The organism is Halomonas sp. MCCC 1A11062 (assembly GCF_021404355.1).
Classification (GTDB): domain Bacteria; phylum Pseudomonadota; class Gammaproteobacteria; order Pseudomonadales; family Halomonadaceae; genus Halomonas; species Halomonas aerodenitrificans.
Genome location: NZ_JABFTW010000006.1, coordinates 1 through 12,267 on the forward strand (window position 1 = coordinate 1; position 12,267 = coordinate 12,267).

At 61.3% G+C, this 12,267-nt stretch carries 14 protein-coding genes; 6 read left to right on the forward strand and 8 right to left on the reverse strand.

The genetic code is table 11. The annotated features are described in order from the left end of the window. Window positions 1–238: 238 nt before the first annotated feature. The 3 genes from HOP58_RS08000 to HOP58_RS08010 are packed head-to-tail and all read left to right on the forward strand — an operon-like array spanning window position 239 to window position 2,674. Complete coding sequence (locus HOP58_RS08000) at window positions 239–883, forward strand: hypothetical protein (RefSeq protein WP_234260043.1); 645 nt, start codon at window positions 239–241, stop codon at window positions 881–883. A 1-nt stretch (window position 884) separates the two neighbouring features. After that, entirely contained in the window at window positions 885–1,334 is a 450-nt protein-coding gene (locus HOP58_RS08005; RefSeq protein ID WP_234260044.1) for a hypothetical protein, read from the forward strand. Next, on the forward strand, window positions 1,328–2,674 hold the full coding sequence (locus tag HOP58_RS08010; protein WP_234260045.1) for a hypothetical protein: 1,347 nt from the start codon (window positions 1,328–1,330) through the stop codon (window positions 2,672–2,674). Before HOP58_RS08005 ends, HOP58_RS08010 begins: the two co-directional genes overlap by 7 nt. A gap of 160 nt (window positions 2,675–2,834) precedes the next feature. On the opposite strand, the gene HOP58_RS08015 is transcribed toward HOP58_RS08010, so the two are convergent. From HOP58_RS08015 to HOP58_RS08025, 3 genes are all read right to left on the reverse strand, one after another. Then, on the reverse strand, window positions 2,835–3,272 hold the full coding sequence (locus tag HOP58_RS08015) for a VOC family protein (RefSeq protein ID WP_010629822.1): 438 nt from the start codon (window positions 3,270–3,272) through the stop codon (window positions 2,835–2,837). 81 nt (window positions 3,273–3,353) lie between these two features. Further along, the gene (locus HOP58_RS08020) at window positions 3,354–3,803 is read right to left on the reverse strand and encodes a WYL domain-containing protein (RefSeq protein ID WP_234260046.1); all 450 of its coding nucleotides are present in this window, start codon (window positions 3,801–3,803) and stop codon (window positions 3,354–3,356) included. A 12-nt stretch (window positions 3,804–3,815) separates the two neighbouring features. Beyond that, window positions 3,816–4,313, reverse strand: coding sequence for an HTH domain-containing protein (locus tag HOP58_RS08025; protein WP_234260047.1), 498 nt, complete (start codon window positions 4,311–4,313; stop codon window positions 3,816–3,818). A 115-nt stretch (window positions 4,314–4,428) separates the two neighbouring features. Between HOP58_RS08025 and HOP58_RS08030 the strand changes: the two genes are divergently transcribed. After that, window positions 4,429–5,136, forward strand: coding sequence for a glutathione S-transferase family protein (locus tag HOP58_RS08030; protein WP_010629820.1), 708 nt, complete (start codon window positions 4,429–4,431; stop codon window positions 5,134–5,136). A 201-nt stretch (window positions 5,137–5,337) separates the two neighbouring features. Here the strand turns inward: HOP58_RS08030 and HOP58_RS08035 are convergent, their stop codons facing one another. After that, window positions 5,338–7,659, reverse strand: coding sequence for an autotransporter domain-containing protein (locus HOP58_RS08035; protein WP_158409665.1), 2,322 nt, complete (start codon window positions 7,657–7,659; stop codon window positions 5,338–5,340). A 450-nt stretch (window positions 7,660–8,109) separates the two neighbouring features. Beyond that, entirely contained in the window at window positions 8,110–8,472 is a 363-nt protein-coding gene (locus tag HOP58_RS08040) for an antibiotic biosynthesis monooxygenase (protein ID WP_234260048.1), read from the reverse strand. A gap of 126 nt (window positions 8,473–8,598) precedes the next feature. Here HOP58_RS08040 and HOP58_RS08045 point away from each other — a divergent pair, with 126 nt between their 5' ends. Further along, window positions 8,599–9,318, forward strand: coding sequence for a winged helix-turn-helix domain-containing protein (locus tag HOP58_RS08045; RefSeq protein WP_234260049.1), 720 nt, complete (start codon window positions 8,599–8,601; stop codon window positions 9,316–9,318). Here HOP58_RS08045 and HOP58_RS08050 read toward each other — a convergent pair. Together HOP58_RS08050 and HOP58_RS08055 are read right to left on the reverse strand one after the other, a co-directional pair. Beyond that, complete coding sequence (locus HOP58_RS08050; RefSeq protein ID WP_234260050.1) at window positions 9,294–9,713, reverse strand: VOC family protein; 420 nt, start codon at window positions 9,711–9,713, stop codon at window positions 9,294–9,296. The two genes, HOP58_RS08045 and HOP58_RS08050, sit on opposite strands and share 25 nt — an antisense overlap. Before the next feature lie 171 nt (window positions 9,714–9,884). Continuing rightward, complete coding sequence (locus tag HOP58_RS08055) at window positions 9,885–10,703, reverse strand: alpha/beta hydrolase (RefSeq protein ID WP_234260051.1); 819 nt, start codon at window positions 10,701–10,703, stop codon at window positions 9,885–9,887. A gap of 273 nt (window positions 10,704–10,976) precedes the next feature. Between HOP58_RS08055 and HOP58_RS08060 the strand changes: the two genes are divergently transcribed. After that, the gene (locus HOP58_RS08060; RefSeq protein WP_234260052.1) at window positions 10,977–11,390 is read left to right on the forward strand and encodes a DUF2000 domain-containing protein; all 414 of its coding nucleotides are present in this window, start codon (window positions 10,977–10,979) and stop codon (window positions 11,388–11,390) included. A 66-nt stretch (window positions 11,391–11,456) separates the two neighbouring features. Here HOP58_RS08060 and HOP58_RS08065 read toward each other — a convergent pair whose 3' ends face one another. Continuing rightward, window positions 11,457–12,227, reverse strand: a complete 771-nt coding sequence (locus HOP58_RS08065; protein ID WP_234260053.1) for an SDR family oxidoreductase — start codon at window positions 12,225–12,227, stop codon at window positions 11,457–11,459. Window positions 12,228–12,267 lie beyond the last annotated feature (40 nt).

The following is a 12,267-nucleotide window of genomic DNA, read 5'->3' on the forward strand; positions in this document are numbered from 1 at the left end:
GAGGGTAGAATCGGTCATGGCGTATCCACTCATGTTGATTGAGATCTTGGTCGTGATCAATCAACAGGATACGCCACCCTTCCTACCTCCTCCCATACACCAGAAATCACCATAGCTCGTGCGCATTGCCGATGTGCGTTTTTCTACTGAACGAGATCAGCGCACTAAGTCTTCGATACCTCCGACCTGGCACCTGCCCTTGCAGCACACGGACGCAGACCTGGCTCTGGACTTACCCATGCATGACCAGAATCTCGAGTACCATGAACTCTTTCTTCCCATCACCATGAGCTACACCTGCGAACTCCAGGTTGTGGGGGCAGATCGGCCGCTGCAATGGCGCCCGGTAGAGCGTTTGTTTGTCTACCCCTTAGACCGTTATGACGGAGATATAGAGGACTATCAGCAACGCCTGCCCGCCGAGTCGTACTTGCGCTATGCCCAACTGCCTGAGGAGTATCTCGGCCGCGTGCGCTGGGAGCTGCAAAGCATGGATGGCGAGCGGCGCTTCTTTCACGACCTTGAAGTGACGAGCGAGTTGCGTTGTCCCGCAGAGGTAACCTGGCAGCCCTTGACCTACCAGCAAAGTGAATTGCCATGGTTGGTGCCGCTGGAGGCACTGCCCGGGCCCAGCGTGGATCTGGCCCAACCCGCGCGCGAGTTCTTTGGTCGATTTCGCTTTCTCGATGCCAATGGCGAGGCACTGATGCCCATGGCGCGAGCCGCAGATCTGACGGACCCTGCCCTGGAGTCCTTCGTGTTCCCCGAGGGCCAGCTCAAGTTTCATGGCGAAGTGCGGCGTATAGAACAGTTGCAGATAGACGACTCTACTGCGCGTTCGCAACGCTGGACCTACCGTTTCATGTCCCTGGAGGCCTACTGACATGCGGCCTATTGCATTGGCGCTGCTGTTTTTAGCCCCAACCTGGTCAATGGCGGGCATCGCCCCTTCGTTGCTGGAAGAACTGGGGCCACCGACACTGGATGCGGATGGCTGCGTACTGAGCGAGGAAGAAGTTCAAAAGGAGCGCAATGAAGAGGGCGATCTGGTCGAATGCGGCCAGTACCTCGATGGCGCCAGAGAGGGTTATTGGGTACTCAGGGCCGACACCGACTCACGCTGGCAGGGCTGGTTTTATAAGGGCCAAGATAGGGGAACCTGGCTGGCCACATCGCCCACCGGGCAGCTGCTGGGCGTAGCGCGTTTCGACAACAACGGCCAGCGCCACGGGATCTCTTATGAGCTGGGACCCGATGGCCGCCTGATCCGGCATCACGTGCATGCACATGGCAGCACATTACACAGTTGTGGCATGTGGATAAGGCAATGTTAGCGCTGTTGGCTGCACCTGATTCGGTACTCAGGCTATCGCTCGCCCTGTTGGCCGCGGGCTATGTTTTCTGGTTGCTGGGACGTTGCTGCTCATGGGGCGCAATAGCCATGGCAGCAGCTCTGGCATGCGGCGTACTGGCTATTCTTGCCAGCAGCCACTATCTGCTGTTCCTATGGGCTCCGCCGCTAAGCGCGGGCCTACCCGGGCTGTTGTTGGGGTTACCGCTGGTCTACGGGTCGAGTTTGGGATTACTGGCGCTCCAAGGTACAGGCTCTCGGCTGAGCGCCTCGCTGGTATTGGCGAGTGTTTGCGCCGGGCTGTTGCTATGGGACGGGCAGCGCCTGTGGCCCGCGATTTTTTATGACCTCAAAGGCACCGCGCTGGGCTATCCGCCACTGGTGCTACATACCCCCGAAGATATTGGCGAGTACGTGCCACCGGCCGGAACCCGGCTCATTTTCAAGCCGACCGGAAATAAACTGTCTTGCGGCCTGTTTGCGAACCCCGAGCCATCAAGACCGGCGTTATCCTACAGCATCTCTTGCCGGGATTATTACTGGGGCCAAGCCATGGCTTCCCTTGATTACTCTGCCTACACGGATCTGCCTACGCTGCACTCATTGGCGGCGCTGTGGGAAGAAGAGTCCCCTGGGCGACTGTCATTGGGCTGGTTGTATAGTAGTTTGGATGGCCTGACAATTGCCGATCTTCAGCGTCTCTGCCCGCAAAGCGACGACTGCCTTGCCAGCAAGCAAATGATCACCTCGCTACTGGGCGTGCAAAGCTGGGCGGCGCTCACGAAAGACGAACCGACGGCCACTGCGTCTTTGCCGTTGTCGCTTAGAACGCTCGCTAACAACGATGTGCAAGCGTTGCTGCGCACGCTGGACGAGGACGTCCGCGCGCAGTTGGAAAGACGCGTGGCCGGAATAGTTGCGGTCTACGCCGATGCTCAGGCACGCAGTCTCACCTTGCGGGACATGACGCCGGATTACCCCTGGCCAGAGTACCGGTCATGGTCACAGGGCAACAGTGCAGGCCAGTGGCCCGCTTTGAGAGATATCGCAGATGAGCTCGCCATAGACGTGCCGGACACCGGTACCCTGAGTCGCTTGCAGAGGGCCGTGCTTATCGATGTCGAATCACGGTCAGATGGAGGCGCACGGCTGGTCTACCACACTGCCGTGGGGCTGCAATCTACGGCCGCTTTGCTGGCTTTCATCGCACCACTGGCATGGTTGGTCATCGTCATGTTGATGCTGCTGCGACGTAGCCCAAGACCAATGCGCCAGCGAACTGGTGCTGAGCCGGCCACCCTGGATGGGGCGAGCGGTCGGTAGCGTTTCTTGACTGAACGGTGAGGCAGTATCGGGGCAGGCGCTAGCTGCTGGGTCAGGGCGTCCGTGTGCCCGTGCATCGAGAGGGGCGCCGCCCGGCGGCCAAGGTGCGAGCCTTCATCGATCTGCTGGCCGGGCGGCTGAGAGAGGAAGCCGTGCTGCGCTAGGCGGCGGCCTGCTGCTCCTTGTCGTAGTTGATCATCCAGGCGACGCCGAACTTGTCCACCAGCATGCCGAAACGATGCGCCCAGAAGGTCTCTTCGAGGGGCATCTGCACGTTGCCGTTGTCGGCCAGCGCATTGAAGAGCTTTTCGGCCTGCTCAACGGAGTCGACTCCCACCGCGATGCTGGCGCCCTTGATGCCTTCGTAGGGCGCGGGGCAACCGGGGGAGTTATCCGATGCCATCAGCAGTTGATCGCCGATGCGCAGGCGGGCGTGCATGATCAGGTCGCGGGCTTCCTCGGGTATTTCCATGCCTTCACTGGCGGGCATTTCGCCATAGGTGGATACGGCTTCGAGCTTGGCATCGAAGCAGCGCTGGTAGAACTCGAAGGCTTCGCGACAGTTGCCGTCGAAGATCAGGTAGGTGGAAAGCTGCATGGTGAATCTCCAGGGGTTGTTGTTGGTACCGCTTCCCTACTTCGATTCAACATAGTCGCTTTCGACATGCCCCTTTATTTTTTAACGGCCAGTTGGCATGGCCAGACGCTGGAGGCGAACGGCCTGCTGGACAAGGGCATCGCAAAGCGCCGGTGGGTCGAGGATTTCGAAGTCGTAGGGCTGATGGGCGAGCTGGCGAGCGAACCAGGTCAGGCTGTCGGTTCGAGCATGCAGCAGCACGGCGTTGCCGTCGGGAGTGAACACGCCGATATGGCGACCCAGCTCTTCGACGGCATGAGCAAGATCGGTGTGCAGGCGCACGCTGACGGCGGTGGCGCGGGGCAGGTTGGCGATGCTGTGGGCTAGGTGTGCGGCCGGGTCGAAGTCGGCCGGCCTGTCGAAGCTGGCCTCGAGCGGTGTGGCCTCAATGATGCGGTCGAGGCGAAAGCTGCGCAGGTCGCGGCGTAAGTGGCACCAGCCGCTGACGTACCAGCGCCCGCCGCGGAAGACCAGGCCATAGGGGTTGAGCACACGCTGGGTGTGCTACTCCCGGTCGTCGCGGTAGTCGAGCCGCACGCGCTGGCGGGCCTGGGTGGCGGTGGCGAACAATAGCAGCAGGCGCTCGTCGCCCGGAGCCCTGGCCGAGGGCAATTCCAGCCGGGCGCTCTCGCTCAGTGCCTGTGCCTGCTGTTTCAGCCTGGCGGGCATGACCCGCTCCAGCTTGGCCCGCGCGGTGTCCAGCGCCGGGGCCGTTTCGGCAATGCCTAACCCTTGAGCGGCGAGCAGCCCCAGCGAGACGGCCAGCGCCTCTTCGCTGGTCAGCATCAGCGGTGGCAGCTTGAAGCCCGGCATCAGGCGGTAGCCGCCGTGCCGTCCCCGCTCGGTGGTGACGGGAATACCGAGCTCTTCCAGCGCCTGGATGTACCGCCTAAGCGTACGCCGGTCGACGCCCAGCCGTTCGGCTAGCTCCCGGCCGCTCATGTGGCGATGGGCCTGCAGCAGTTCGAGCAGTGTCAGCACGCGAACGGTGGGATTGGCCACGCTGAAGGTTCCTGTTTCCAATAGGACATGATTCGCCCTATTTAGCCATTACCTTGCTGACAAGGCCAAGCGCAGAGGGCGCTGGCTTTTCTCACTCTCAACAAGGAGCAAGACAATGGAACCCGTTCTCTTCTATGGCGTACCGCAAGGTTGTTCGTTCGGCTCTATCGTGGCGCTCGAGTGGCTGGGCAAGCCCTATCGCCTGTGCCGCATCGAGATGCTGGAGCAGCCCTGGGATGCGCTTTATGCCAAGATCAATCCTCTTTTCAAGACACCGGCATTGCTGCTGGAGGATGGCGAGCCTCTGACCGAGAGCCTGGCGATTCTGCAGCACCTAGCGGCACGCGACCTCGATGCGCGGCTGGGCTTCGCGCAGGGCAGCCGGGAGTTCGATCGCCTCAACCAGATGCTGGCCTACCTCAACACGGACTTCTTCGCCGCCTTCGGTCCACTCTGGACCCTCTACGATACGCAAGGAATGAGCGGTGTGGAGCAGGAAATGCTGCGCCGGCTGGGCCGCGAGTCTGTGGCAGAGAGCTGCGCTTATCTGGATAAACTGCTTGCCGAGCGGGAATGGTTGCTGGGCGATGCGCGCAGCATGGCGGATGCCTACTTCGTCGGTATTGCTCGCTGGGCCGAGTACCATCGCCTGTTCGACCTGAAGCAGGAATATCCCAACCTGGCGCGGCATCTGGCGAAACTCAAGGACGACCCGGCCGTGCGCTTCGCCGAGGCCATCGAGCGCGGCGAACTGCCGACGGGGGTGGGCCACTTCAAGGGGCACGTGAGCCTGCATGAATTGGAGTCGCGTCTGGCTGCCTAGGTTTGGCCACGCGCAGGCGATAGTCGTCGAAGACCACTTCGCGGCCCTGAGCCTGGGCCGCGCCGTGGTATTCGAGCTTGGGCATCGAAGCTGTCGAGGGGGGTTAGTGTCGATGGCATTTTCCAGAGGCCTGGTAGGTTGTCGCAAAGTGCCGTGGAATTGGATCAGGCAGCAACGTTGCTTACTTCGTCTGCTGCTATTCTAGAAGTTCCAGGTGATGCCGGCGGTGGCGCCGAGTGCTAGGGCCTGAGTTTCGCCGCTGCGGCTTGTGAGTTGGGCGTAGAGCTGGGCGCGGTCGTTGGCTTGCCAGACTGTGGCGAACGAGCCCTCTGCCCAGTCGCTGTCGCCAAGCCCCGGGGTCATGACCTGGGTCAGGCCCAGCGTGGTGGCGTTGACCGTTCCGGCGTCGCCGTCGAGGCGCCGGGCCCAGGCGGCGCTGGCCTGAACCTCTAACGTTGGAGACACACTGTGCGCAATCTCTGCGCCTAGACGGCTCACGGTCGAACGGCCGTCCTGATCGGAAACGCTAGCTGCGAAGGCTCCGCCGTGTTCTTCATAGCCCTTGAGCTCACTGCGCGACCACTGCACCTCGGCGAAGGGTGTCAGGCTAGTGGCGCTAGCGACGGGGAAGGCCCAGCCGGCGTTCAGTGCAAGACCGTAGCCTAGGCCATCGGTATCCCCTTGTGAGCTGTCGATGCCAGCGCCATTCTGATAACGCCGATCAGTGCGGACATCCAACTGTGCCAAGTAGGCAGCCGCGCCCAGGCGCAGACCGTTGGCTCCTTCATAGGCTGCAAAGGTCGAGCCGCCCAGCGCATCCAGGCGGCTTTCGCCGCCGAAGTCCAGGTCGAAGCGGCTGTAGGAGCCGATGACGCCGCCGCCAACACGCCAGCCTGGCGAGACATCGGCGGCGAGGCCCACTGCCCCATCGAGCCCCCAACTGCCGCTCTCGCCGAAATACCCATTGCCCAAGTTGCCGAGGGCATAGAACGACCAGCGCGAGGCCCGGGGCGCGCCGTAGGAGACGTTAGGGGCGAGCGAAGCCATCTGAACGTTGCCGGTGAGACGATCGGGCAAGGATTGAGAACCGCTGAACAGTCGCGCGACGGTTAGGGTTTGGCCCAGGCCGCCCATGACCGCGCCTTGCGCTTGCTGCCCGGCCGCACCGGTATCGGCCAGCGCTCGAGACAACCGCTCCGGCGTCGTCAGGCCAGGCGGAGGGCCGTCCTCATCGACCGGCAGGTACACGATGAAGCCTTGGCTGTCGGCGCCCGTCCAACCTGCGCCTACGATGATCTCGCCATCCCCGCTGACGCCGGTGGCGTCCGCCAGTTCCCAGCCGCTTATATCGACGCCCTGGGCTGTTAGCAGATCCTCCAGGCTTTGCATGCCGGTGCTTTCCATCCAGCGGAATGCCTGAGAATCCGTACCGTCCGGAGCTGTGGCGGCTCCCACGATGACCTGACCGTCCGCGTTTACGGCGTGGGCCATGCTTTCGCCTCTACCTGCGAAGAGGCCGAGATCTCGCATGCCGCCGCTTTCGGTCCAACGGAAGGCGCGAGTGCCGTCGCTGCTCTCGCTGAAACCAACGATCACGAGGCCGTTGGCGCTGATGGCGCTGGCCTCGCTTGCGGCGCCGCCATCGAGGACGCCGAGGCTTTCCATCCCGTCGGCCTCCGTCCAGCGGAAGGCGCGAGTGCCATCGCCGCTGGTGCTTCGGCCAACCACGATCTGGCCGTCCCCGCTTACGCCCCGGGCCGAACTGGTCCCGCCGTCCAGAGCGCTGAGGTGTTGCATGCCCCCAAAATCCGTCCAGCGGAAAGCGCGAAGGCCGTCGATGCTATCGCTCTCGCCCACTACGACCGAGCCATCGGCGTTGACGCCATAAGCGTTGCTTGTCGCTCCGCCAGGGAGTGTGCCGAGGATCTGCGTTCCACCATCGTTAGTCCAGCGTACGGCTTCTCGTGTTCCGAAGGACCCTTCGTATCCGACAACGACCGAGCCGTCGGAGTTAACGGCGTAGGCACGGCCAGCGCCTGGGCCGAGGCTTGTCATGCCGGCGACGCTTGTCCAGCGGAAGGCTCGGTTATCGCTGATCCCCACCACGACCAAGCCGTCGGCGCTTACACCCGCCGCATCGCTGTCGTTACCGGAAAGACCTCCCAAACCATCCAAGGACTGTCCCCAGCTCACCTGCGGCAGCAGCAGCGTGGGCAGCGCCAGCGCGAGAGCCAGCCTCAGGCACCGCTTTCCTTGGTTGATCGTGGTTAGAGCCTTTGCGGCGAACGGGCTTTTCTGATGAGTATCGGCAGTGGAAGCTACGCGCATGGCCGGCAGGGGAGCAATTATCGCAGATATAGCCCATGAAATCGGCTTGGAGCGTCGACCGCCAGGCGTTGGCGCCATAGAGTACCAAGTTGGATTGCTGGCACCTTGGTAGTGAAGACGTTTGCCATCATACTCATGCTGGAACGTGTTGCCACCGCGCTGGATTGCGCTATTCATCCGATGCTGTTTATACACTCCAGATCTCGTTTTTGGCTGTCGCATAGTGGCGCACCTGCTTTTTTCATTAATCTTGTAGGAGGCGCAGTAAGAGGCCGACAGTCCTCTGGATTGATTGAGCAATTCGCTTCGCGCAAGCTCCATCAAACAGTCATGCTGAACGTTGAGCTGTAGGTCATATGCTCTTTTTTGTTAATGTCGAACAATCAGTGATGTCGCAATGAAAGCGCCCGCATGGTACATCTGGTGTTTTGTTACTATGGCTCACTAAGTATTTCATCTTGATACCAGAATTAATACCATACCACTGTAAAAGTTTGTAGTGCCACCTTCCCTTTGGATTATCAAAGCTTTGATGAGTAAATTCTCTAGGCGCCAGGCCACCTGGGTCTTGCCGGACCTGGTACTGGTGTTCTGCCAGCCGGCAGCGGCGCCCCGGTAAGTAAGGGCTTACCGGGGCGATGTCCTTCATCCGGAAGCAGACGAAGAATCATGACGCTCGCGGCTGTCGGCAGGCGCCTGGTCGCGTTCGTGCATGCCGTAGTCGCGCATCACCGTGGCCACGCGCAGGCGATAGTTGTCGAACACCACTTCGCGGCCCTGAGCCTGGGCCGCACGGTGGCGCTCGAGCTGGCGCCACTGAGCGACTGCTTGTTCGTCGCGCCAGAAGGAGAGCGAGAGGACCTTGCCCGGCTGGGTGAGGCTTTCGAAACGTTCGATGGAGATGAATCCGTCAATTTCGTCGAGCAGCGGCCGCAGGCTGGCGGCGATATCGAAATAGGTCTCGTGGTGCTCGGGATTGGGAGTGGCTTCGAAGATAACGGCGATCATTGGGAATCTCCTGTATCTGCGGTTGAGCGACTGCCTGCTCTGCGCAAGATGTCCAAGGGGTGAAGTCAGATTGTGTCCCGTTGGCCTATGCTTGTCAGACATAAATAGTTAGGTGGAGAGCTAACGATGGTTGAGCCAGACCTGTCACGCCTAGCCCGCACCATTGGCGATCCGACCCGCATGGGTATGCTCGCCTTGCTGATGGAAGGCCGGGCATTGACCGCCAAGGAGCTGGCCTATGGCTGCGGCGTGCAGCCGGGCACGGCGACTGAGCATCTCAAGCGATTGCAGCGCGACAGCCTGATCGAGTCGACGGCCCAAGGGCGGCACAAGTACTACCGGCTGGCGTCGGCTGAGGTGGCGCATGCCGTCGAGGCGCTGATGGTAGTGGCCAAACCGATGAAGGTGGCGCCGCCGTGCAGGCGACCGGCAGGTGCCTTGGGGGCTGCGCGATTCTGCTATGACCACTTGGCCGGGGAACTGGGCACACGGCTGACGGCAGTACTGCTCGAAAGGGAGTACTTGGTCAACCATGGCGAGGCCATGGACGTGACGGAGCGAGGGAAGGTCTGGTTTGCCGACTTCGGCATAGATGTCACTTCCCTACGCAAGCGCCGTCGACGTTTTGCCTACCCCTGCCTCGACTGGAGCGAGCGGCGCGATCACCTCGGTGGAGCGCTGGGGGCCGCCGTGGCCGAGCGCATGCTGGAACTCGGTTGGATCGACCGGCAGAAGCACTCGCGGGTAGTGAGTATCAGCGAGCTGGGACGTCGGGCACTGGCGAGTGAGTTCGGGTTCGTGATCGACTCGCTGGCGAGCGATCAAACGGTCGCGATCTCATCGTAGCCGCGATTCAGGAACTGCACGAAACAGAAGCCGTGACCGAAGGGGTCGACCATCAGCGCAAGCTTGCCCCAGCGATCGGTCACGATGGGCTGCTCCTGGGTGGCGCCGGCGGCGATGGCCCGTTCCACCGCGGTTTCGATGTCCTCCACCACCACGTCGAGATGCACCGGTGTCCAGTGACGCCTGTAGTGGCGCTGTCCGCCGGGTACGGACTCTCCTGCAGCATAGGCTGATGAGCCGGTGGCCTTGACCAGCAGGTAGATGGGCGCCGGACCGCCGATCAGTTCGGCACCGTCGTCGCCGAAACGACGACCGACCTCGAGGCCAAAGGCGTGGACATAGAAGTCGATGCCGCGCTCCAGATCGTCCACGTCCAAGTTGACGAGAAAATCCATGCTCCCTCCTGCCAATGAGCCAGGCCAACTCGGCAAAGTACGAAGAGATAGGCCTTGACCGGTAAGTAAGTGCTTGCCGGGGCGATGGTCATTTTCAGATAAGGTAGCAGCTGTCCGGACTCTGGCGTCGTGATCTAGGCGCCTGCAGAGCTCAGCCAATGGCTACAAATCTTAGTGCTTGCCAATGAAGTCCAGGGCCAACTGGGCCCACTGGTGGGGGTGGGTCAGGTGAGGGGCGTGGCCAGCTCCCGGAACGGTGACGAGACGAGCATCGGGAATGAGTCGAGCTAGTCGCGCCATGGTGGGCGCGTACCAAGGTAGTCCATGGGTGCCTGTCGTCAGGCAGACCGGCACCCGGAGGTTGGAAAAGCGCTCCGGTACGATGTCAAGGCGCGTCGGATCGCGTGCTTGGTCCAACCAGGTTGGGGCATGGGCGATGAAGCTGGCACGCATATCGGCAGTCAGCACGCTATCCCAGAAGCCCGGGCCGAAGCCAATGTGATCGGCAAAATAACGTGCCCCCTCTGCGTCGCACTCTTTCTCGAGCATCGCCATGGCCTGGTCGATATGTCGTTGAATGATCGGCAGCAAACCCTTGTGCTCCTGGTCCTGCTTGAGCAGACCGAATGCTGGCGGTTCGTGGACCAGCACCGAGCCGACACGTTCAGGGCACTGATCGGCAGCCAATAGGGCGATGGTAGCGCCATAGGAGTGGCCGATCAGGTGCACGCCGGTATCAGTACTCATGGCCTCGATCAGCTGGCATAGATCGTCCACGTCTTCGCTGTAGCGCCCTTGGCCTGGCGGACACTCGCTTTCCCCATGGCCACGACGGTCATAGCGAATGACTCGCAGCTCTTGAGCCAGCTCGGGAGCCACCCGATCCCAGGCGGCATGGGTGTCCCATGAGCCGTGTACCAATATGACAGGCTGCCCCTGGCCCGACGCTGTCCAGGCGATATCGAGTTGATTGATGCGCATCCGGTTCATGGGTGTTGCCTCTTTGGCTGTTGCCTTGGAGACTCCATGCTAATGGTTCGTGACACCATCATCCGGTTGTTTTCTATGCGAACAGGAGTGATTCATATGGGAACCAACTCCGGCCAGGTGCGAAGAGATAGGCCCTGCCCGGTAAGTAAGTGCTTGCCGGGGTAGTGGTCGTTTGGGAAGAGTAGCAGGCCAGCGAAGTTAAAAAGGTCAATTTTTTTCAATACCCAAAGCGGTATTCCTTGCAGGCTTCAGAGCCAAAAAGGAGCCGCCATTATGTCCATGAAAACCGTGATCATCCTTTCTGACAGCTTACCTGCTGGCCTTGCAGTCAACTTTGCTGCCGTCCTTGGCATGAGCCTTGGGAAGCATGTACCCGACTTGGTGGGAAGCGATACCACCTCCGCCGATGGCATCCTGCTCAAGGGCATTACCACCGTGCCCCTACCTGTTCTCAGCGCTCCTGAAAGTGATCTGCCTGCTCTCTTTGATGCTGCAGAGGAATTACCGATTCGTTTTGCCTACATGCGCGCTGCATTCGAGGCGAGTGACTATGCGGATTATATGTTGCGCATCACTTCAACCTCATTCGGTGAGCAAGTACCCCAAGGAATCCTGTTGGCCGGGCCGAGGAAGGCGGTGGCTCGTATATGTGGTCAATTACCCTTGCTGCGCGCCCCTATTGGTTGAAGGGGCTAGCGCACAGTGGGGCTGCTCAGGTAGCGGTGCCGTAAGGCGGCACCGCTACCTGACGATTCATGTACGGCTGATGGAGACGCCACCGTCGACCAGCATTGCGGTGCCGGTAACGAAGCTTGAATCGTCGGAAGCCAGATAGAGCGCCGCCCGGGCGATCTCTTCCGGTACGGCCATGCGCTTGAGTGCGTGCAGGTTTTCGACGAATGCAAGGACTTCCGGCCCGGCATCGGGGGCGTTGGTGATGCTGGCCGGTGTGTCGGTGCCGCCGGGCAGCAGGGCGTTGACGCGTACTCCTTGGGACCCCAGCTCCGACGCCAGGCATTTCATCATGCCCAGCAGGCCGGCCTTGCTGGCGGCATAGGCGGACATGCCGGGCATGCCGACGGTGTGACCGACGAAGCTCGAGGTGAACAGCAGGCTGCCGCCGCCACGCTGCAGCAATGCCGGGATCTGGTATTTAGCCCCTAGAAACGCGGCGGTCAGGTTGGTATCCAGCACGCTGTTCCAGTCACTCGGCGCCATCTCCTGCAGCGGCCCCATCGACCCGATGATACCGGCGTTGTTGAAGGCGATGTCGAGCCCGCCGAAGCGCTCCAGGGCGGTAGCGACCAGGCGCTGCGCCAAGCGTTCGTCAGCTATGTCGCCGGCGACGGCAATGGCACGGCCGCCATCGTGTGCGATGGTTTCGACCAGGGCATCGAGTTCGCTCTGGCGGCGAGCGCTCACTATTACGCTGGCGCCTTCCTTGGCAAACAGGCGGGCAGTGGCATGGCCAATGCCCGAGCTGGCTCCGGTGACGATGGCGACCTTATCGGCAAGTCGTTTCATGGCACTATTCTCCTAGGTGTGGATATGAGATCGATGGCGA